This window comes from Janthinobacterium sp. BJB446 (assembly GCF_002735655.1).
Taxonomy (GTDB): domain Bacteria; phylum Pseudomonadota; class Gammaproteobacteria; order Burkholderiales; family Burkholderiaceae_D; genus Janthinobacterium; species Janthinobacterium lividum.
Genome location: NZ_PDZK01000001.1, coordinates 825,482 through 846,045, shown reverse-complemented (window position 1 = coordinate 846,045; position 20,564 = coordinate 825,482). Strand labels below are relative to the sequence as shown.

Genomic DNA, 20,564 nt, shown 5'->3' with positions numbered 1-20,564 from the left:
CCAGAGACGTCAAAGGCATATTATCGCCGCTGCTTGCGTCAGGGGGCGTCGCTGGCGGCAAATTCCACTGAAATTTGTTCTGCCACCTGCGCCAGCGCCGGCCCGAGCGCCGTCAGCAAGGCGCGCGCCTGCTGCAGGTCGCCGCCCAGGCGCAAGCCTTCGATCGACGTGCACAGGCCCGCAAAGGCATGCGCGCCCACGGCCAGCGCCGACGATTTGCTGCGGTGGCCCAGGTCGGCCAGGCGCCCCAGGTCTTCCAGCGCCATGGCCTGCTCCATTTCGGCGATGCCGTCGCGCGCCGTGTCAAGAAACAGCTGGGTGTACTTGCGCATCTTCACGGCGTCATTGCTGAACGTGAGCGCCAGCGTGGCCAGATCGAGGATGGCCGTGTCGCGCAATTCCGGCGAAGCGGCCGACGGCGGCGCTTTCGGCGCTGCCGCCGGCCTCTCGCCCGCGCGCGCATGGCCGATGCCGCCAATGCCTCCACGCAGGCGGAACCATTTCGCCAGCAGGTGAAACAGCAGATTCGGGGCGATCGGCTTGGTCACGAATTCGTCCATGCCCGCCGCCAGGCAGCGGGCGCGGTCTTCGCTGCCCGCATTGGCCGTCATGGCGATCACCAGCAGGCCGGCAAGCTGCGGATCGGCGCGGATGCGGCGCGTCGCCTCGAAGCCGTCCATTTCCGGCATCTGCACGTCCATCAGCACGCAGTCATAGCGCTGGTGGGCCAGCAATTCCAGCGCCTCGCGGCCATTGCAGGCGACGCAGACGGTGGCGCCGGCATCTTCCAGCAATTCGCAGCCCACCTGCTGGCTGAAGACGTTATCTTCCACCAGCAGGATGGACGCGCCGCGTATCACTCCCAGCACTTCCGGCTCCACTTCGGCGATGCGCTCGTCGCTGGCCTGCGTGCTTTTCTCCAGGCGCGCCGTGAACCAGAAGGTGCTGCCCAGGCCAGGCTGGCTGTACACGCCCACCTTGCCGCCCATGAGCTCCACCAGCTGCTTGCTGATCACCAGTCCCAGGCCGCTGCCGCCATACTTGCGCGTGGTCGACGGGTCCGCCTGGTGGAAGGAACGGAACAGCTGCGCCACCTCTTCCTGGTTCATGCCGATGCCCCGGTCCTGCACTTCGAAGCGCAGCATGCTGTGGCTGCCCCGCTCCTCGGACTGGCGCACGCGCACGAAGATGCTGCCATTGTCGGAAAACTTGATGGCGTTGCTGGCCAGGTTCAGCAAGACCTGCTCCAGGCGCAGCGGGTCGCCACGCCAGCGCTGCGTCAGTTCCGGCGCGATATCGAACTGCAGCGCCAGGCCCTTGACGGCGGCCGCATCGCCGAGCTGGCTGGCGATGTTCGCCAGCAGGGTGTCGAGGCGGAAATCCAGCACTTCCAGTTCCAGCTTGCCCGCCTCGATCTTCGAAAAATCGAGGATGTCGTTGATCAGGCCCAGCAAATGCTGGCCCGAATGGAAGATTTTCTGCAGATAGTCGCGCTGGCGCGCGTCGGCCACGGATTTCAGCGCCAGGTGCGCCATGCCGATGATGCTGTTCATCGGCGTGCGGATTTCATGGCTCATGTTCGACAGGAAGTCGCTCTTGGCCTGGCTGGCCGCGTCGGCCTGCTCCTTCAGCCGGTGCAGTTCCGTCACGTCGGTGGACAGGCCGATCAGGCCCGTGACGGGACCGGGCAAGCCCAGCGGCACCTTCACGCTCCACAGGTGATGCACCTGCCCTTGCGCATCGACGAAGCGCTCCTCGCCGACGAACTTGGCACCGCTGTCGAACACCTGGCGCTCCGTGCGCTGCGCGGATGCCGCCGCATCGCCGAGCATCAATTCGCCATCCTGGCGGCCGATCAGCTGCTCCGCCGAACGGCCCAGTATCTTCGCCGTGCGCGCATTCACGTAGCGGTAGCGCAGGTCGGCATCCTTCATGTAGACGTAGGCGTCGACGCTGTCGAGCACCGTATCGAGCAAGGTGCGCTGCGCCACCGCGTTGCGGCGCGAGCGGTACAAGGTAAAGATATAGCCATAAATGAGCAGGGTGCCGGCCACGCCGACGGCCAGCGCCAGCCATGGAAAATAGCGGTCGAAGGGGCTGTACAGCTCCGCCTTGCGCACGCGGAAATGGGCTTTCCACAGGCCGCCCTGGTACGCCACCGGCAGCACCTGGTCGAAATAGTCGGCATCGCTGCCCGGCTGCGGCGGCGGGGCCGTCAGGTCGCCACCGTCGTTGAACAGCAGGCGGTCCTGCGGCGTGATGCGCCAGACGCCGTCGGCAGGCGGCGCCTCGGCGGCGCTGTACAGGGTCAGGTGCAGCGGTTCCAGGGCGCTGCGTTCGAGTGCGCTGTGCACCAGCTGCGCCACGCCAAAGCCGATGCCGACGGATCCCTGATAGGCGGCGCGGCGCTCGGCCACGCTGCCTTGCGGCATGCCATTGCGGTACACGGGCAGGCGCATGCCCAGGCCCACGTGCGCGGGCGGTCCCTTGATCATGATCACCTGGCCCGACGCGCCGACCTCGCCGCTGTCGCGCGCCTGCGCCAGGGCCTGCGCCACCAGCGGGTTGGCGCCGATATCGACGCCCATGCGCTCGGCCAGCAGGGAGTCGGGTTCCAGGTAAGTGAGCACCGCGTATTCCGGCCGCTCGCCGGGCGGTCGAATGGTGAATGAGGGATAGCCGCGCGGCGCCAGGCTGGTGTCTTTGCGCACGGACTCGATGAAGGCGGCGCGCTGCGCCGACGGGACGGCCACCGCGTAATTGACCGATTCGATGGCAGGGAACTGGCGCGCGATATCGAGGCCGGCCACGTAATCGTGGAACTGGCGGCGCGTCAGGTGCTCGCTGGTGCGGAACAGGGCTTCTAGGCCGCGCAGCAGGTCGGAATAGCTTTTTACGCGCGTGGCCAGGCTATGCTGGGCGCCATGCGTGAGATTGTCGAAACGCTGTTCGGCGTCGTCATTGACCGTGCGCGCCGCACCCGCATACAGGGCGCCGCCCACCGCCAATGCCAGCAGCAAGCCACCCGCCCAGATCCTGATGCCTGATCCCGCCCCGCCCTTGCTCAAAGTGTGCATTGTCAATCGCTTATTCCGGTTTCCTCGAATGTGCGGCGCTCCGGCCACCCAGCAAGTACGAGGATACTATCAAAGCTCCTGCCAGACGCGCTTGTGCAAGAAAAAAAGCGCGCATGATGGTTGCACTGGAAAACAACGCGCGCTTAAGCCTCCCGCAGCTCACCGGCCAGGAAGTCGCAAAAGGCGCGTACCTTTTCCTGCACATGGCGTCCGTCGGGCATCAAGGCATACACGCCGCGCCTGGCCATGCCGTGCGACGGCAGCACGCGCACCAGGGCGCCGCTGGCCAGCAGCGGCGCGGCGACGAACGACGGCAGCGCGCCCACGCCGATACCCGCCACCAGCATGTCGGCCAGCAGCAGGCTGCTGTCGGCGGAAAAGCGCACAGGCAGGACGATGCTGCTGCTCCCTTCCGGGCCGGCCAGCTGCCAGATGCCGGGACTGTCGGCCAGGCGGTAAGCCAGGCAATCGTGGCCGTGCAAATCCTGCGCCTGACGGGGCGTGCCACGCCGCGCCAGGTAGGCGGGCGCCGCGCAAATCATCTGTTCGACGTCGCCCAGGCGGCGCGCCACCAGGGTCGAATCGGCCAGCGCGGCGCGGATGCGCAGCGACACGTCATAGCCCTCGCCCACCACGTCGCGCAGGCGGTCGTCCAGGGTCATTTCGATTTTGACTTCCGGATAGCGGGCCATGAACACCGGCAGCAGCGGCGACAGCACCTTCAGGCCAAACGACAGCGGTGCATTCACGCGCAGCCGCCCCGCCACCTTGCCGGCGCAGCCGCGCGTGGCCAGTTCCAGCGCATCGATTTCATCGAGCAGGCGGCAGCACTCCAGATAATAGGCGCGCCCGCCGTCCGATAAACTCATGCGCCGCGTCGTGCGCACCAGCAGCACGGTCGCCAGATGCGCCTCCAGCTGGCGCACCTGCTTGCTGATGGCCGCCGCCGACTGATTGAGGTCCAGCGCCGCCTTGCTGAAGCTGTCGTGCTCGACCACCTTGCGAAACACGCGCATGTGCGCCAGGATATCCATGATTCTTTCCTTCCAGTTGAATATCTTATTATTTTATCGCTGATTATCAATGAATTAGAAAATAATATGATGGCGGCTTCTTCATTCATGTCACGCAAGGAGTACCCCATGTTCAAAGCATCCACTACCCTGACCACCATGCTGCTGGCGCTGCTGGCCGGCACAGTGCAGGCCGCTCCGGCCGCCGCCCTGCCGGAAGTGGGCATCAGCCCCTGGGGGCCGAAAGACGAGATCGGCCGCCTGAACCTGATGACACCGGCCTCGCGCGCCGCCATCCTGGCGCGCATCGACGGCGGCAAGAGCTACGACCTGGCCGTCGATTTCTATGTCGGCATGCCCAGCTGGCAGGCGGCCGGCGATCCGCCCTACCAGATGTGGATGACGCACACGCCGAAGGGCAACGTGGTGGCCGACTCGATGAACGTGGGCGAACAGATGAACCGCCACGTCAGTTATACGGGCTCGGCCGTGTCCATGTATGCGCACATGGGCACGCATATCGACGCCCTCAATCACTTTGGCTTGAACGGCAAGATCTGGAATGGTTTTACGGAAGAGCAATACCTGGGCGACCGGGGCTGGACCGTGACGGGGGCCGAAAAGCTGCCGCCCATCGTCGCGCGCGGCGTGCTGATCGACGTGGCCGTGGCCAAGGGATTGCAACAGTTGCCCGACAATTACCGGGTCACGCGGCAAGACTTGCGCGCGGCGCTGGCAAAACAGAAGGTCGCGCTGGAAAAAGGCGACGTGGTGCTGATACGCACGGGCCGCATGCAGCACTATGAGCAGGCGCAAGCGTACATGGCCAATCCCCCCGGCCTGTCGCTGGACGCGGCAAAATTCCTCGTGGAAGATGGCGGCGCCATGGTGGTCGGTGCGGACAACCTCAGTTTCGAAGCGTTTCCGTCCGAAGTGGCCGGCAATTACCTGCCCGTGCACACCTATCTGCTGGCGCAGCAGGGCACGCCCATCCTGGAACTGGTCGACCTGGAAGCGCTGTCGCGCGACAGGGTCTACCAGTTTGCCTTCATCGGCGCTTCATTGAAATTCCGTGGCGGCGACGCGGCGCCCATCCGCCCCGTGGCGCTGCCGATTCGCTAAATCACACGGTCGCGGCCAGCAAGCCCTGTGCGCCATGGTCATCCCAGGCATCGGCGCAGCGCACCACCTCTCCCACGACGATGATGCTGGGGCTGCCCAGGCCGCTGGCCAGCAAGTCGGCAGGCAAGGCTTGCAAGGTACTCAGCAACTGGCGCTGCGCCGGCAAGCTGGCCGATTGCACCACGGCCACGGGCGTGCCTGGCGCCATGCCGCCGGCCAGCAAGCCCGCCTGGATGGCGGCCACCCTGGCCACGCCCATGTAGATGACGAGGGTGAGCTTGCTCTGCGCCAGTGCCGCCCAGTTCGGCTCGGACGCGCTATCCTTGCCATGGCCCGTGACGAAGATGGCGCCCTGGCTCCAGCCGCGGTGCGTCAGCGGCACGCCGATGCCGGACGGTGCGGCCAGGCCGCTGCTGATGCCGGGTATCACTTCGACGGCCACGCCGTGGCTGCGCAGGTAGGCGCGCTCTTCGCCGCCGCGCCCGAACAGGTAGGGGTCGCCCCCTTTCAAGCGCACCACGTGCAGGCCGGCGCGGGCTTCGGCCAGCATCAGGCGTTCGATGAAGGCTTGCGGCGTGGAAGCACAGCCGCCCCGCTTGCCCACCTCGACCACGCGCACGCCGGGCGCCGCATGCGCGAGGATGGCCGGGTTGACGAGATCGTCGATCAGCACCACGTCTGCCCGCGCGATGGCCTTTACTGCCTTGATGGTCAACAGGTCCGGGTCGCCGGGGCCGGCGCCGACCAAAGTCACGCTTCCTTGTTGTGCCATGATGAAATCTCCCATTAAAAAAAGTGGCCGATGGCAAACGATGCCGCGTACGCTTCCGGCGCGCTGCCGTCCCACACGACGCCGTCGCACAGGGTCGAGCTGCGCAGCGGTGAAGCGGGCAAGGGCGTGGCCGTCATTTCCGCCGCCTGGCGGTACAGGTCGATGCGGTTGACTTGCCTTGCCACCGCCAGGTAATCGGGTTCGTCGCGCAGCAGGCCCCAGCGCCGGTGCTGGGTCATGAACCACATGCCGTCGGACAGATAGGGAAAATTGACGGCGCCGGCGCCATAAAACCTCAAGCCGTGCGCCTCGTCCCAGGTCTTGCCCAGGCCATCCTGATAATGGCCGAGAATGCGCGGCGCCAGCGTTTCCTGCGGCGTATTCAAGTAAGCGGGCTCGGCCAGGATGGCCGCCATGGCCAGCCGGTTGGCATCGGTGGCGTCGATCCAGCGCCCCGCCTCGAGCACGGCGGCGATCAGGGCGCGGCAGCTGTTCGGATGCTGCTGCGCAAACGCGGCGCTGGTGCCCAGCACCTTGCCCGGATGGTCGGGCCAGATGGCGCCACTGGTGGTGGCTGTCACGCCGACGCCATCGACGATGGCCTTGTAGCCCCACGGTTCCCCGGCGCAAAAGCCATCCATCTGGCCCGCGCGCAAGGCGGCCACCATCTGCGACGGCGGCACCGTCATCACGCGCGCGTCGCGCAGCGGATCGATGCCATGCGCAGCCAGCCAGTATTGCAGCAGCATCGCGTGGTTGCCGGTCGGGAAAGTATGCGCAAACGCAAATGGCCGCGCCGCGCCGCGCATGTGCCGCGCCAGTGTGGCGCCATCGTGGGCGCCCTCGCGCGCCAGCGCCGCCGACAGGGTGACGGCCTGGCCGCTGTGATTGAGGTTCATCAGCACGGCCATGTCGTGCTGTTGTCCGCCGATGCCCATCTGCACGCCATACACGAGGCCGTACAACACGTGGGCAACGTCGAGTTCGCCGCTATTCAATTTGTCGCGCACGCCGGCCCACGACATCTCGCGGCTCAGTTCGATCTTGATGCCGTATTTTTCATCCAGGCCCAGCTTTGACGCCATGACCAGCGAAGCGCAATCGGCCAGCGGCAGATAGCCGATGCGTATCGTCTGTTTTTCCGGCTGCAGGGACCGCATCACCTGGGCACCATGTCCCGCCTCTTTGCCCGTTTGCTCTGTCATACCATTCCTTGCTGATAAGTACTGTTTTTCCGCGCCACCGTGGGCAAGGCTCTCCCCTTCCAGCAGCAAGGACCGTGCCTGTGCACGTCCCGTCCAGGGAGGCTGGAAACGCACCGGAATGGTGCACTGCACCAGCATGTATCAGGAAATGGACGATTCATCCCAGCAAGTCCTCCACGTCGAGGATACGCTGGGCAATTTCCGCCAGTTTGAGTTTCTTGTTCATGGCCATGCTGCGCAAGCGCTGGTAAGCCTGCTCTTCCGTCAAGCCGTGATGCGTCATCAGCAGGCCCTTGGCCCGCTCGATCACCTTGCGCTCCAGCAGCTTGTGCCGCGTGTCAAGCAATTCGGCGCGCAATTTTTCTTCCTGACGAAAGCGCGCCAGGGCCACGTTCAGCACGGGTTGAATGCGCTCGGCCTGCAAGCCGGCCACGATATAGGCGGACACGCCGGCCGCCATGGCCGCGTCAATGCTGGCCGTGGCGCCGTCTTCGGTAAAGAGGACGATGGGGCGGCGCTCATCACGCGTGGCGATGACGATGTGTTCGAGTACGTCGCGCGCATCCGATTCGGCGTCAATGATGATGAGGTCGGGCTGCAGCTGGGCGATACGTTCGGGAAGGTAGAGGTCGGCTGGCAGGGAGGCGACGATGTCATACCCCGATTCAAGCAAGCCGATGCGCAAGGCGTTGCCGCGCTGCACCTGGGCCGCCAATGCCGCATTCTCGTGCACGCCGTGCTCGACAATAGTGTTGACGACAACAATGCGCAATGGCTGGGTACGGCTGGACGTCATGGAGGGCTATCTGCAATGGCTAAACACAACCATTGCAGTAAGCAAGAAGCGAACCAGATAGCGCTAGCGCCCCTTACTTCAGGGTCGGCATGGCAAATTCGGCACCGGCAGCCGTGGAAGCGGGCCAGCGCTGCGTCACGGCCTTCTGCTTCGTGTAGAACCGCACGGATTCCGGACCATGCGCGTGGTGGTCGCCGAACAGGCTGCGTTTCCAGCCGCCGAAGCTGTGGAAAGCCATCGGCACGGGGATCGGCACGTTGACGCCGTGCTTTTCCCATCCCTCCCCACCTGCACGCGGTGCATGTGCTCGCACCCGACGTGCAGTTTGGATGGGCTTATTTCAATGTCGGCATGGCAAATTCGGCGCCGGCAGCCGTGGAAGCGGGCCAGCGCTGCGTCACCGCCTTCTGCTTCGTGTAGAACCGCACGGATTCCGGACCGTGCGCGTGGTGGTCGCCAAACAGGCTACGCTTCCAGCCGCCGAAGCTATGGAAAGCCATCGGCACGGGGATCGGCACGTTGACGCCCACCATCCCCACCTGCACCCGGTGCGTGTATTCGCGCGCCGTATTCCCATCGCGCGTGTAGATCGCCGTGCCATTGCCATATTCATGCGCATTGACCAGGTCCAACGCCGTGGCAAAATCGGGCACGCGCACGATGCAGAGCACGGGGCCAAAGATTTCCTCCTTGTAGATCGTCATCTCGGGCGTGACATGGTCGAACAGGCTGCCGCCGAGGAAAAAGCCGTTTTCGTGGCCTGGCAAGACGAAACCGCGCCCGTCACTGACCAGCTTGGCACCTTCCTTGACGCCGGTGGCGATATAGCCGGCAATCTTCTCCTTGTGCACTTGCGTCACCACAGGCCCCATTTCCGCTGTTAAATCCATGCCCTGCGTGATCTTGAGGGCGGCGATGCGCGGCACCAGCGCCTCGACCAGCTGGTCCGCCACATTGCCCACCGCCACCACCACGGAAATAGCCATGCAGCGCTCGCCCGCCGAACCGAAGGCCGCGCCCATCAGGGCATCGACGGTTTGCGGAATATCCGCGTCCGGCATGACCACCATGTGGTTTTTCGCGCCGCCCAGCGCCTGCACGCGCTTGCCCTGCGCGCAGCCGGTGGCGTAGATATATTCGGCGATCGGCGTGGAACCGACAAAGCTGACGGCGCGCACGTCCGGGTGATGCAACAAGCCATCGACGGCTTCCTTGTCGCCCTGCACCACGTTGAAGACGCCGTCAGGCAAACCCGCATCCGTCAACAGCTGCGCCAGCAGCAGGCTGGCCGACGGGTCGCGTTCCGACGGCTTTAATACGAACGTATTACCGCAAGCAATTGCCATCGGGAACATCCACATCGGCACCATGACGGGAAAATTGAAGGGCGTGATGCCGACGCAGACGCCGAGCGCCTGGCGGATGGACCAGGCGTCGATGCCGCCGGCCACCTGCTCCGAATACTCCCCCTTCATCATTTGCGGGATGCCGCAGGCAAATTCCACTACTTCGATGCCGCGCGTCACTTCCCCTTTGGCATCCGTGAACACTTTGCCGTGCTCTGCCGTGATAAGGGCGGCCAATTGATCCGAGTGCTCTTCCAGCAATTCCTTGAACTTGAACATCACGCGGGCGCGGCGCAGGGGCGAGGTTTGCGACCAGGCGGGAAACGCCGCATGGGCGGCGGCCACGGCCGCGTTCAGTTCGGAAGGCGTCGCCAGCGCCACCTTCGCCGTCACGGCGCCCGTGGCGGGATTGAAGACGTCGCTCATGCGCTCGGAGCGCGAAGCCATCGGGTTGCCACCGATAAAGTGGCCGATCTGTTGCGTTGTCATTGGAGTTCCTTTATTTGCTATTCATCAGCCACTCATGGGCCGGATCATTTTTAAAGTGCCACACGCGTTTCGGGCCGGCCATCACGTTCAGGTAATACCCATCGTAGCCATACGGCACGGTCACGGGGTGGTAGCCCCTGGGCACCATCACCACGTCGTGGTTTTCCACGGCCATGGCTTCATCGATGGAACGGTCATCCGTGTAGACCCGCTGGAAGGCAAATCCCTGTTCCGGATTCAGGCGGTGGTAATAGGTTTCCTCGAGCGAACTTTCCAGCGGCACATTGTCGCTGTCGTGTTTATGCGGCGGATAGCTCGACGAATGACCGGATGGCGTCACCACCTCCACCACCAGCAAGCCGTCGGCCTCGGCCGTCTGCGGCAGGATGTCGCACACATAACGCGTGTTGGCACCCTTGCCGCGCACGGAGCGCGTCATGGACGATGGCTCGATCAGGCGTGCCGGACGCTGGGTCGTGGCCGGTGCGCTGCACAGGGCCACTTCCGCGTTGCTCACCGCCGTGATGCTGACTTTGGTTTCCAATGGGACATACACGGCATACGGCGAGCGGTCCTCGAAGACGCTTTGGCGCTTGCCGATCTCGCGCCACTCCTGCCCGTCCGCCTTGACGGTGACCGTGCCCGTCAGCACAACGATGCACAGTTCGCGGCTACCTGTCTCCAGGTTCAATAACTCGCCCGCTTGAAGCCGGTGCGCGGCAAAGCCCACATGTGTCCAGCCGGCCGACTCGGGTGTCACCTCGACGATGGCGGAACCCGGCCGGGCCTTCACCAGCAGCGGGCTCATGCCGCCTCCCGGCCCAGGCGGGGAATCGCATCGACCAGGCGTGCCAGGTAATCGTGGCCCATCTTCGCGTATTCGTAGCTGGGCGCGACGGCCGGGTCTTGCTCCGCTTCCACCACCAGCCAGCCTTCGTAGCCGTGCAGATACAGCCGCGTCAGGATGGCCGGGAAGTCGATGCTGCCGTCGCCCGGCACGCTGAAGGCGCCATTGATGACGGCCTGCAGGAAACTCCAGTGGCCATTGCGGGCCAGTTTCACCACGTTGGGGCGCACGTCCTTGCAATGCACGTGGCAAATGCGATCGATATGTTTATTCAGCACTGCCAGCGCATCGCCGCCGGCAAACGTGATGTGACCGGTGTCGAACAGCAAGCCGACCTCGGGTCCCGTCAAGGCCATCAATTGGTCCACATCGGCCGGCGTTTCCACGTAAGCGCCCATGTGATGGTGATAGGCCAGGCGTACTCCATGCGCCAGCAGGTGGGCGGCAAAGGCCGTCAATTTGTTTGCATATTCCTGCCATTGCTGCTGCGACTGGAAACGGGGGCGCTTATACAGGGCGCGCGCTTCGCCCTGGATGGCGTCGGCCACTTCGCCGTAGACCATCACGGTGGCGCCGCTGTCCGCCAGCAAACGCAGATGCGATGCCACGGCGGCGATCTCTTCCTCGACCGAGCGGTGTGCCAGGCGGCCCGAATACCAGCCGGAGACGCACGCCAGGCCATACTTGCCCAGCACGGCGTTCAAGGCCGGGGCATCTTTCGGAAACTTGTTGCCCAGTTCAAAGCCCACGTAGCCGATCTCGGCGCCTTCCTTGAGGGCCGTTTCCAGCGGGGTTTCTCCCCCCAGCGACGGCAAATCGTCGTTCATCCACGAGATCGGGTTGATGCCGATCTTCACATTCCATGTCGGTGCGTTCATTTTTGTTGTCCTTGGCGGTCAAGTTCATAACGGGCGCGCGCAAGCTGCACGCCGGGCTGGGTGGAGACCTCGGGCACGGCCACTTCCCACCAGCAACCACCCTCTTCGGTCGTGCGCGTGTCGTCCGTATCGATGCAGATCAGATAGGTACGCGTAGCGGCGCGGGCGCGCAGCATCGCCTGTTCCAGTTCGGCAATCGAGCCCACATGTTCGGACAGCGCGCCCAGCGATTGCGCATGCAGGGCAAAGTCGATATGCGGCGCGCTATCGGGCAACATATTGTTGAACGAAGCATTGCCGCACGCCTGCTGCAGGCGGTTGATGCAGCCATAGCCCCGGTTGTCGAGCACGACGATGATGAGTTTTTTATCGAGCATGACGGAAGTGGCGATTTCCGAATTCATCATCAGATAGCTGCCGTCGCCCACCATGACGATGACCTCCGCTTCCGGTTTTGCCATCTTGACGCCGAGGCCGCCGGCGATTTCATAGCCCATGCACGAATAGCCGTATTCCATGTGGTAGCCGCCTGGCGTCGACGTGCGCCACAGCTTGTGCAGTTCGGCCGGCAGAGTCCCCGCCGCGCAGACGACGATGTCGCGGCTGGTGGAATCGGGAGCGGAACGCTGCACGGCGCCGATGACTTCGCCGTCGTACGGCAAGCCGGCCACCTCGCGCTTGCCGGTGATGGCAGCCACCGTCGCGCGCCAGGCGTTGCCCGCCTGCTGCGCGCGGTCCATCCATTGCCCTGCGCTGTTCCAGCTGCCGAGCAGCCGCGACAGGCCTTGCAAGCCCAGCGTCGCGTCCGCCTGCAAGCCCAGGCCACGACGTTTCAGTACGTCAAAACTGTTGACGTTCAAGCTGACCAGCTGCGCCTGTGCAAACAGGGAATTCGAGCCGGTGGTGAAATCCTGCAGGCGCGTGCCGATGGCCAGCACCACGTCCGCATCCGCCGCCAGCGCGTTCGCGGCAGGCGAGCCCGTCACGCCGATGGCGCCCAGCTGCAGCGGATGGTCCCACGGCAAGGCACTCTTGCCCGCCTGGGTTTCCGCCACGGGAATGCCATGGCGCTCGGCAAACGCCTGCAAGGCGGCGCTGGCCTGGCCGTACAGCACGCCGCCACCAGCCACGATCAGCGGTTGCTTGGCGTTTTTCAACAGCGACACCGCTTCTTCCAGTTCCTGCTCGACAGGCGGCAAGGCGCGGAAACGCACGACTCTCGGTTCGAAAAAGCTGGCAGGATAGTCATACGCCATCGTTTGTACGTCTTGCGGCAAAGATAAAGTGACGGGGCCGCAGGCGGCCGGGTCCGTCAAGGCGGCGATGGCACGCGGCAAGGCGGTGAGCAATTGCTCCGGATAGACGATGCGGTCGAAATAACGCGATAAAGGTTTGAAGGCATCATTCACCGAGACACTGCCGTCCGAGGCATCTTCCAGCTGCTGCAGCACGGGATCGGGTGCGCGCGAGACGAACACATCGCCAGGCAACAGCAATACCGGCAAGCGGTTCACGTGCGCCAGCGCGGCGGCCGTCAGCAAGTTGGTGGCGCCGGGACCGATGGAGCTGGTCACCGCCATCATGCGCCGGCGCATGTGCGCTTTTGCGTAAGCGATGGCCGAGTGCGCCATCGCCTGCTCGTTGTGGGCGCGATAAGTCGGGAAACTGTCACAGTACTGGTACAGCGCCTCGCCCAGTCCCGCCACGTTGCCGTGGCCAAAGATGGCGAAGGCGCCGCCGAACAAAGGTTCGCCCCCATCCACCCGCAAGGCGGCCAGATAGCGCACCAGCGCCTGCGCCATGGTCAATCTGATCGTGGCGCTCATGCTGCACGCTCCAGGCGGTTGCGCGTACGCTGCCACAGGGCGATGAGCTGCTCGAAGTTGGCGCGCACTGCGGCGATCAGGCCCGCATCGTCGAGTTCGCCCGCCAGCCAGCGGCGGCTCGGTTCCTGGAAGATGGTGCGGCCCACCATGAAGCCGCGGCACGTCGTGCTGGCACTGGCTTGCTCAAAACTGTCGGCCAGGGCGGCAATCGGCGCGTTCAAACCCAGCAGGACGACGCCACGGCAATACGGATCGCGCTCATGCACGAGGGCATCGATGGCTTGCCATTGTTGGGCAGACATGCTTTCCAGCTTCCACCATTCCGGGTAAATGCCCAGGTTGTACAGGCGCTTGACGGCACGCAAGACCGTGTCGTCGCCGTGCGGCAAGGCTTCCGACGGTATCACTTCCAGCAACAGTTCGTGACCGCTCACTTGCGCCGCGTCGTACAGGGCCTTGATTTGCGCTTCCTGTTCCAGGCGGTTTTCCACGGCATCGTCCGGGTGCAGCTGCACCAGGCACTTGATCACGTGTTCCTTGGGCCAGCTGAGCAGGTGCGAGCCGATGGAACGGCCCCAGTCGAATTGCAGCGGGTTTGATCCCGGCAATTCCACGGGACGGCCGATCCACCAGCCACGTCCCGTCGCATCATTGAGGGCATCGACGCCATAGCGGCCATCGATCAGCACGCCAGTCTTGCCGGCCAGCTGCAAGGCCGTTTCCGTCTGCGCCACGGCTTGCACCATCAATTGCTTCAGGGCCGCAATGGCGGACTCGGGTGCGCCCGTCTGTTGCGCCAGCTCAAAGAATTGCGTGCGGTGGTCAAAGGCAAACACGCACAGCTCATTCCACTCCTTGCGCGCTACCGTCGTGCGGTGCAGACGGGACAAGGTCGCGTCCTGGTCCGGCTGCGTCAGTTTGGCCGCGTTGGCCAGGAAATAGTCTAGCTCGACGGGCGAAGGCATGGCCGGCGCGCAGCCGTGGCGCGACACGACCAGGGCGCCGCAACCGTTCGCGTAGCGGCAGCACGCTTCGTAATCCTCGCCGCGCAGCCAGCCTTTCAGAAAGCCCGAGAGAAACGCGTCGCCCGCGCCCAGCACGTTCAATACTTCCACGCGCACGCCCCGGTAGTTATACGCGTCATCGAGGCTGTGCGGCACCATATTGTCGATGACGGCGCTGCCCAGCGGCCCGCGCTTGACGACGAGGGTCGCCAGGGTGGCGGCCCGCACGGCGCGCAGGGACGCCATGATGTCGGCGCCGCCACCGGCGATCATGAATTCCTCTTCCGTGCCGACGATCAAGTCGAACTGCGGCAAGATGCTTTGCAGATGTTTGGTGACGCCTTCGTTCGAAACGAAACGCGTTTCGCCGTCCGCCTTGCCCGACAAGCCCCACAGCACGGGCCGGTAATCGATGTCGAGCACGGTGCGCACGTTGCTGGCGCGGGCCAATGTAAGGGCCTGCGTGCTGACGGCGTGCATGGCGGCCGTGGAGAAATGCGTGCCAGTGATCAACAGCGCCTTGCTCGAGCCAATGAAGGCCGCATCCACCGAAGATGCTTCGATGGCCATGTCGGCGCAATTTTCACGGTAGAAAATCAGCGGAAACGTGTTTTTATCCTTGATGCCCAGCATCACCAGGGCCGTCAGGCGGTCGCGGTCGATGCCCACATGGCTGACGTCGCAACCCTCTTTCGACAAGGTGTCGGTGAGGAAACGCCCCATGTGATCGTCGCCCACCTTCGACAGCATGGCCGATTTCAAGCCCAGTCTGGCCGTGCCGAAGGCGATATTTGCCGACGAGCCGCCCAGGTATTTGGCAAAGCTGGTCGCGTCTTCCAGGGTGCTGCCGATCTGCTGCGCGTACAGGTCCACCGCCAGGCGGCCCAGGCAGATCACGTCCAGCGCCCGCCCCTGGGCAAATTGTGTGGAATTATTCATGGCTATCCTTAAATCGTGACACCGTCGAGTTCACTCATCAGCGTTTGCATTTCCGCACCGCCCGCCATCATGTCCAGCAAGGCATCCTTGGTCACCGTATCCTTGGTGAAGGTGCCCAGCGACTTGCCCCGGTTCAATAAAGTGAACGAGTCGCCGACCGGATACGCATGGTGCACATTATGCGTAATAAAGATCACGGAAATGCCCCGCTCGCGCGCCTTGTAAATCAGTTTCAATACATTGAACGATTGCTTGACGCCCAGGGCCGCCGTCGGCTCGTCGAGGATCAGCACGCGGGCGCCGAAATGGATGGCGCGGGCGATGGCCAGGCACTGCTTTTCGCCGCCCGACATGGTGCCGATGGCCTGGTGCGGGTCGCGCACCATGATGCCCATCTCGGCCAGCTTGTCGCGCGCCGTATCGGCCGCATAGTCGATATCCATCACGGGCACCAGGCCCAGCAGCTTTTTCATCGGCTCGCGGCCCATGAAGAAATTGCGCGCCACGGACAGCAGCGGCACCAGCGCCAGGTCCTGGTAGACGGTGGCCACGCCCATGTCCAGCGCTTCGCTGGGCGAATTGAAGACGACAGGCTTGCCATCGACCAGGTATTGGCCATCGGTCGGTTTGTGCACACCGGCCAGGGTCTTGATCAAAGTCGACTTGCCGGCGCCGTTGTCGCCCAGCAAACAATGAACCTCCCCCTCGCGCAAGCGCATGGTGATGTTTTGCAGGGCCAGCACGGAGCCGAAACGCTTGCTGACGTTTTCCAGGGCAAGAATATGCTCGCTCATGATTTATCTCGCTTCCGTGACGCGTGAGCGTACAAAGTTATTGAACAGCACCGCGATCAGCAGCATCACGCCGAGGAACACGCGGAACCAGTCCGAATTGATGTTGGTATAAGTGATGCCGATCTGCACCACGCCGAAGATCAGCGCGCCGAAGCAGGCGCCGACGACGGAACCGTAGCCGCCCGTCAGCAAGGCGCCACCGATCACGGCCGCGATGATGGCTTCAAATTCCTTTTGCATGCCGCGGTCGGCGGCGGCCGAACCCACGTCGCATACTTGCAAGGTGGCAAACAGGCAGGCACAGAAGGCCGTGAAGACGAACAGCGAGATCTTGACCTTGCGCACCGGCACGCCCACGTTCTTGGCCGCGTTGGCGTCGCCGCCCACGGCAAACATCCAGTTGCCGAAGCGGGTACGCGACAACACGAATGCCGCGCCGGCAGCCAGCACCAGCCACCAGGCGATGACTTTCGGAATGCCCTTCACCAGCGGCGAGCCGTCGTCGAGCACGGCGATCCAGCCATGCGCGCCCATCCATTGGAACAGGCCCGTCGCCACATTGCCGTGGAACAGCAGGCTGGCCAGCCAGTCCTGCGCCGCCAGGTCGCCCACGCCGCTGACGATGGTGCGGTTGGCAAACATGATCGACAGGGCCAGCGTCAGGCCGCGCAGGATGAACAGGAACGCCAGGGTAACGATGAACGATGGCAAACGCGTCTTGATGACGATGTAGCCGTTGAGCCAGCCCAGCGCCATGGAACCGGCAAAGGCGAACAGGATGGCGGCCCACAATGGCCAGAGGAAATAGATCGTCGGAATGGCGATCATCATGCCGGCAAAGCCGATCATGGAACCGATCGACAGGTCGAATTCACCGGCGATCATCAACAGGCAGGCGCCGATGGCGATGATACCCAGGTAGGACGCCACTTGCATCCAGTTGACGACGCCATCGAGATTGAACATGCCGGAATCGCCGGCCGTGATGACGAAGAATGCAAACACGAGTACCGCGCCGGAAATCGAGGCGAACTCGGGGCGGCCAAAAAACCGTTTGACCCAGCTGGTCGTGCCCACGCGCTCGTCGGCGGCGGCAACTGGCTTGCTGGCGGCGCCGGGAGGCGGAGGAGGATACTTGCCGGGGCTAGCCAGGCTGGATTTGAGCGCAGTCATACGATGTCCTTTCAGTGATACTTGTTACCAATTCCAATTACTTTCCTGCCAGCATCGCTGGCGCCAGGCGTGTTCCTCCCATGCGCCGCCCGCGGGAGGCGGTGCGGCGCTGGGCAACTCCCGGTGGCGACTGTGTGGATTAGCGGTATTGGCCGGCGTATTTTTCGACCTTGGAGATATTTTCCTTGGTCACGAAACCGGGGCCTGAGCTGATGTGGCGTGGGCCGTAGATGGGCGTCAGGCCGTATTCCGCCAGGCGCGCCTGGTATTTCGGATTGGCGATCAGGATTTCCTTGACCTTGGCCAGGTCAGTGATCTTTTGCTGTTTCATGATGGCCATTACAGCGACAGGAATGTAACCTTGCAGGTAGGGCTGCTGGTCGATCGCGAACTGGATGCTGCCATCCTTGATGCCCTTGGCGATTTCTTCCGACAAGTCGAAGCTGGCGAAATACATCTTGCCTTTCAGGCCCAGCTTCTCGACGGCGCGCATGGCGGCCGGCGCCGAATCCGGTCCCAGCGCCAGCACGGCCTGGGTCTTCGGATTGCTGCGCAGATAAGCGCTGACCTTGCTTTCGATCACGCCAGGATCGACGCCATTGGTGTCGAGCGTGGACGATTTGAAGTCGACGCCGAGCGCATCGGCAAAACCGCGGCAGCGTTCGAACGACGAGGCATTCATCGCATAGTGATTCACGCAGACAAACGATTTGATGCCCGCCTCCTTGGCGCGCTTGCCGGCGCCCAGGCCCGCGTCATACTCGGGCTGGCCCACGTGCATGATGGCTTTCAACTGCTCGCTTTGCGCGATGGTGCCCGAATTGATGGTCACGAGCATGATTTTCTTGGCCACTACCGTACCCAGCGGTTTTTGCAGCACGCTGAAGTCGGCGATATCGGCGATCAAGCCATCGTAGTTGCGCGCGGCCGACTGCTCGATCAGGCGCGCCATGTCGGCCAGGTCGCCATTCGGCGGATTGCGGTAGTCGACGGACACGTTGAAGTCTTCACCGGCTTGCTTGATGGCGTTCTTGATGGTGTTCCACCAGGAATCGGAGTCCGGCGCGTGGCTGACCATGACGAATTTCTCGCCGGCAGCATGGCTGGCGCCCGTGCTCAAACCCAGGCTCAGGCCCAGGCTGGCGATGGCCAGGCACTTCATCAAACCCTTGCTTTTATTGCTATGCATGAATGTCTCCTAGACGGATTAATTTTTATAGTTGCGAGCTTTTATGAAGGGTGTCACCGGTCTGGCCTTGCGGCACACGAACCGATGCACTGCGCACAGCTTAGGCCACAAAAAAGACAAATGCAATAAAATTTTCAAAATAAATTTAAATAGAAATTCATTTCTATTTTTGGATTTCCCTCCTATAATTCTCGCCAGAACCAGCCGCAGCAATCCTACGGCCCAGCAAGCACACAGAGGAAAACACCATGGCAGCCACCGCCCCCATCGAACAGTTGATGCAGCACATTGCCGCCGAGTACGACAACCTGTCGCGCCAGCTGAAAGTCATCGCCCAATACATTGAAAAGCACCGGGCCAGCCTGATGCTCGAGCGCATCAGCGATATCGCTGCCGCCTGCGACGTGCAGCCATCCGCCATCGTGCGTTTCGCGCAGCGCTTCGGCTATACGGGCTTTTCCGAAATGCAGGATGTGTTCCGCCAGGCTTACACGGACCAGGCCGGCGCCACGCCCGACTATCAGCAGCGCATCCGCAAGCTCATTTCGACGCGCGACGCCGCTCTCAGCGCAGGCGACCTGACGCGCGAATTCGTCGGCGCCAGCCGCGCCGGCCTCGACGACCTGGCGGCCGGCCTCGACGACGCGCAGCTGGAAGCGGCCGTTAACCTGCTGCTGAAAGCGGAAAATATCTATGTGATCGGCGTGCGCCGGTCCTTTCCGATCGCCTCCTACATCGCCTATGCGCTGGAACACACGGACAAGCGCGTGCACCTGATCAGCGGACTGGGCGGCATGCACCGCGAACAGATGCGCAGCGTGCGCGAACGCGATGTGGCGATCGCCATCAGTTTCTCGCCTTACGGCAAGGAAACCCAGCAGTGCATCAAGGCGGCGCAAGACAAGGGCGCCAAGGTCCTCGTGATTACCGACAGCAAACTGGCCCCGCTCGCGCGGGCCTCCGACGCGCTGCTCACCGTCACCGAGGGCAGCGCCTTCGCCTTCCGTTCGCTGACCAGCACCATCTGCCTGTGCCAGGCGCTGTTCATCGCGCTGGCATACAAATTAGAGCTCGACATCGAAGAAATCCACACCCCAGGAGAACATGATGATTGAAGTAGCGTTGTTCGGCGCCGGACGCATCGGCAAAATCCACGCGGCCAACCTGGCTGCCCAACCCGGCGTGCAGTTCAAGTACGTGGTCGACGTCAACCAGGAGGCGGCCGCCGCGCTGGCCGGCCTGCATGGCGGCAGCAGCGCGACTGTCGAGGCGGCATTGACAGACCCCGCCATCAAGGCCGTCGTCATCGCTTCCAGTACGGACACGCATGCGGACCTGATCCTGCGCTCGGCCGCCGCCGGCAAGGCCATCTTTTGCGAAAAACCCGTCGACCTGACCATAGCCCGTGCGCGCGCCTGCGCCGCCGCCGTCAAGGAAGCCAAGGTACTGTGCATGCTGGGCTTCCAGCGCCGCTACGACCCGACTTTCAATGCCGTCAAGACACGCATCGAAGCGGGCGAGATCGGCACGCCCGAATTGCTGGTGGTCACCAGCCGCGACCCTGGTCCTCCGCCCGTCAGCTACATCAAGGTGTCGGGCGGCATCTTCAAGGATATGCTGATCCACGATTTCGACATCTTCCGCTGGATACTCGACGATGAAGCCGTCAGCGTGCACGCCACGGGCAGCTGCCTCGTCGACCCCGCCATCGGCGAGGCGGGCGACCTGGACACGGCCGTCGTCACCATCCGCACGGCCAAGGGACGCTTGTGCCAGATCAATGCCTCGCGCCGCGCCGCCTACGGCTACGACCAGCGCTTCGAAGTGCTGGGCAGTGCCGGCATGCTGCAAGCGGGCAACCACAAGCCGACGGAAGTGACGGCCTATGGCGCCGTGAATGTCAGCGTGGACAAACCGGAAGACTTCTTCCTGGAGCGTTATCGCGTGGCCTACGCGCAAGAAATGGCGCATTTCTTTGACGCCCTCACCCACGGCACGCCGCTGCGCACCACCGTCCACGATGGCTTGAAGGCACTGGAACTGGCCGAGGCGGCCACCTTGTCGTGGCGCGAACAGCGCGTGGTCACTTTATAA

The 20,564-nt window shown here is 63.5% G+C and carries 17 protein-coding genes; 3 read left to right on the top strand and 14 right to left on the bottom strand.

Annotation, left to right across the window (positions count from 1 at the left end; translation table 11 throughout):
- Nucleotides 1-38: 38 nt before the first annotated feature.
- Nucleotides 39-3,077, bottom strand: a complete 3,039-nt coding sequence (locus CSQ92_RS03840; protein WP_099393288.1) for a CHASE domain-containing protein — start codon at nucleotides 3,075-3,077, stop codon at nucleotides 39-41.
- A gap of 143 nt (nucleotides 3,078-3,220) precedes the next feature.
- Nucleotides 3,221-4,111: a LysR family transcriptional regulator gene (locus CSQ92_RS03835; protein ID WP_099387417.1), complete on the bottom strand. Its 891-nt coding sequence runs from the start codon at nucleotides 4,109-4,111 to the stop codon at nucleotides 3,221-3,223.
- Nucleotides 4,112-4,249: 138 nt separating this feature from the next.
- Here CSQ92_RS03835 and CSQ92_RS03830 point away from each other — a divergent pair, with 138 nt between their 5' ends.
- Nucleotides 4,250-5,212, top strand: a complete 963-nt coding sequence (locus CSQ92_RS03830) for a cyclase family protein (RefSeq protein ID WP_257219231.1) — start codon at nucleotides 4,250-4,252, stop codon at nucleotides 5,210-5,212.
- A gap of 1 nt (nucleotide 5,213) precedes the next feature.
- Here the strand turns inward: CSQ92_RS03830 and cobA are convergent, their stop codons facing one another.
- The 12 genes from cobA to CSQ92_RS03770 all read right to left on the bottom strand — a co-directional run bounded on the left by cobA (nucleotide 5,214) and on the right by CSQ92_RS03770 (nucleotide 18,470).
- Complete coding sequence (gene cobA, locus CSQ92_RS03825) at nucleotides 5,214-5,984, bottom strand: uroporphyrinogen-III C-methyltransferase (protein ID WP_099394574.1); 771 nt, start codon at nucleotides 5,982-5,984, stop codon at nucleotides 5,214-5,216.
- Nucleotides 5,985-5,998: 14 nt separating this feature from the next.
- A complete protein-coding gene (locus CSQ92_RS03820) occupies nucleotides 5,999-7,189 on the bottom strand; it encodes a CmpA/NrtA family ABC transporter substrate-binding protein (RefSeq protein WP_099393286.1) in 1,191 nt (396 codons plus the stop codon).
- A 157-nt stretch (nucleotides 7,190-7,346) separates the two neighbouring features.
- Nucleotides 7,347-7,985, bottom strand: a complete 639-nt coding sequence (locus CSQ92_RS03815; protein ID WP_034777888.1) for an ANTAR domain-containing response regulator — start codon at nucleotides 7,983-7,985, stop codon at nucleotides 7,347-7,349.
- A 73-nt stretch (nucleotides 7,986-8,058) separates the two neighbouring features.
- On the bottom strand, nucleotides 8,059-8,241 hold the full coding sequence (locus CSQ92_RS03810; RefSeq protein WP_370385380.1) for a hypothetical protein: 183 nt from the start codon (nucleotides 8,239-8,241) through the stop codon (nucleotides 8,059-8,061).
- A 79-nt stretch (nucleotides 8,242-8,320) separates the two neighbouring features.
- The gene (locus CSQ92_RS03805; protein ID WP_034777890.1) at nucleotides 8,321-9,820 is read right to left on the bottom strand and encodes a CoA-acylating methylmalonate-semialdehyde dehydrogenase; all 1,500 of its coding nucleotides are present in this window, start codon (nucleotides 9,818-9,820) and stop codon (nucleotides 8,321-8,323) included.
- Nucleotides 9,821-9,830: 10 nt separating this feature from the next.
- Complete coding sequence (gene iolB, locus CSQ92_RS03800; RefSeq protein WP_099393285.1) at nucleotides 9,831-10,628, bottom strand: 5-deoxy-glucuronate isomerase; 798 nt, start codon at nucleotides 10,626-10,628, stop codon at nucleotides 9,831-9,833.
- A complete protein-coding gene (iolE, locus tag CSQ92_RS03795; RefSeq protein WP_034777894.1) occupies nucleotides 10,625-11,545 on the bottom strand; it encodes a myo-inosose-2 dehydratase in 921 nt (306 codons plus the stop codon). Before iolE ends, iolB begins: the two co-directional genes overlap by 4 nt.
- Entirely contained in the window at nucleotides 11,542-13,371 is a 1,830-nt protein-coding gene (iolD, locus tag CSQ92_RS03790; RefSeq protein WP_099393284.1) for a 3D-(3,5/4)-trihydroxycyclohexane-1,2-dione acylhydrolase (decyclizing), read from the bottom strand. Before iolD ends, iolE begins: the two co-directional genes overlap by 4 nt.
- A complete protein-coding gene (locus CSQ92_RS03785; RefSeq protein ID WP_099393283.1) occupies nucleotides 13,368-15,314 on the bottom strand; it encodes a bifunctional 5-dehydro-2-deoxygluconokinase/5-dehydro-2-deoxyphosphogluconate aldolase in 1,947 nt (648 codons plus the stop codon). The genes iolD and CSQ92_RS03785 overlap by 4 nt, the downstream gene beginning before the upstream one ends.
- A gap of 8 nt (nucleotides 15,315-15,322) precedes the next feature.
- Nucleotides 15,323-16,108, bottom strand: a complete 786-nt coding sequence (locus CSQ92_RS03780) for an ATP-binding cassette domain-containing protein (protein WP_034777901.1) — start codon at nucleotides 16,106-16,108, stop codon at nucleotides 15,323-15,325.
- A 3-nt stretch (nucleotides 16,109-16,111) separates the two neighbouring features.
- Nucleotides 16,112-17,281 (bottom strand): ABC transporter permease, encoded by a 1,170-nt coding sequence (locus CSQ92_RS03775; RefSeq protein WP_099393282.1) that lies wholly within the window; start codon nucleotides 17,279-17,281, stop codon nucleotides 16,112-16,114.
- Between the two features lie 139 nt (nucleotides 17,282-17,420).
- Entirely contained in the window at nucleotides 17,421-18,470 is a 1,050-nt protein-coding gene (locus tag CSQ92_RS03770) for a sugar ABC transporter substrate-binding protein (RefSeq protein WP_034757655.1), read from the bottom strand.
- Nucleotides 18,471-18,718: 248 nt separating this feature from the next.
- Between CSQ92_RS03770 and CSQ92_RS03765 the strand changes: the two genes are divergently transcribed.
- A complete protein-coding gene (locus CSQ92_RS03765) occupies nucleotides 18,719-19,585 on the top strand; it encodes a MurR/RpiR family transcriptional regulator (protein ID WP_099393281.1) in 867 nt (288 codons plus the stop codon).
- Nucleotides 19,578-20,564: an inositol 2-dehydrogenase gene (gene iolG, locus CSQ92_RS03760; RefSeq protein ID WP_099393280.1), complete on the top strand. Its 987-nt coding sequence runs from the start codon at nucleotides 19,578-19,580 to the stop codon at nucleotides 20,562-20,564. Before CSQ92_RS03765 ends, iolG begins: the two co-directional genes overlap by 8 nt.

Coding starts and splice junctions, on each gene's coding strand:
- iolG (WP_099393280.1), top strand. CDS start 19,578: ATGATTGAAGTAGCGTTGTTCGGCGCCGGACGCATCGGCAAAATCCAC.
- iolB (WP_099393285.1), bottom strand. CDS start 10,628: ATGAGCCCGCTGCTGGTGAAGGCCCGGCCGGGTTCCGCCATCGTCGAG.
- CSQ92_RS03765 (WP_099393281.1), top strand. CDS start 18,719: ATGGCAGCCACCGCCCCCATCGAACAGTTGATGCAGCACATTGCCGCC.
- iolD (WP_099393284.1), bottom strand. CDS start 13,371: ATGAGCGCCACGATCAGATTGACCATGGCGCAGGCGCTGGTGCGCTAT.
- CSQ92_RS03835 (WP_099387417.1), bottom strand. CDS start 4,111: ATGGATATCCTGGCGCACATGCGCGTGTTTCGCAAGGTGGTCGAGCAC.
- cobA (WP_099394574.1), bottom strand. CDS start 5,984: ATGGCACAACAAGGAAGCGTGACTTTGGTCGGCGCCGGCCCCGGCGAC.
- CSQ92_RS03830 (WP_257219231.1), top strand. CDS start 4,250: ATGCTGCTGGCGCTGCTGGCCGGCACAGTGCAGGCCGCTCCGGCCGCC.
- CSQ92_RS03820 (WP_099393286.1), bottom strand. CDS start 7,189: ATGACAGAGCAAACGGGCAAAGAGGCGGGACATGGTGCCCAGGTGATG.
- CSQ92_RS03815 (WP_034777888.1), bottom strand. CDS start 7,985: ATGACGTCCAGCCGTACCCAGCCATTGCGCATTGTTGTCGTCAACACT.
- CSQ92_RS03770 (WP_034757655.1), bottom strand. CDS start 18,470: ATGCATAGCAATAAAAGCAAGGGTTTGATGAAGTGCCTGGCCATCGCC.
- CSQ92_RS03775 (WP_099393282.1), bottom strand. CDS start 17,281: ATGACTGCGCTCAAATCCAGCCTGGCTAGCCCCGGCAAGTATCCTCCT.
- iolE (WP_034777894.1), bottom strand. CDS start 11,545: ATGAACGCACCGACATGGAATGTGAAGATCGGCATCAACCCGATCTCG.
- CSQ92_RS03840 (WP_099393288.1), bottom strand. CDS start 3,077: ATGCACACTTTGAGCAAGGGCGGGGCGGGATCAGGCATCAGGATCTGG.
- CSQ92_RS03805 (WP_034777890.1), bottom strand. CDS start 9,820: ATGACAACGCAACAGATCGGCCACTTTATCGGTGGCAACCCGATGGCT.
- CSQ92_RS03785 (WP_099393283.1), bottom strand. CDS start 15,314: ATGAATAATTCCACACAATTTGCCCAGGGGCGGGCGCTGGACGTGATC.
- CSQ92_RS03780 (WP_034777901.1), bottom strand. CDS start 16,108: ATGAGCGAGCATATTCTTGCCCTGGAAAACGTCAGCAAGCGTTTCGGC.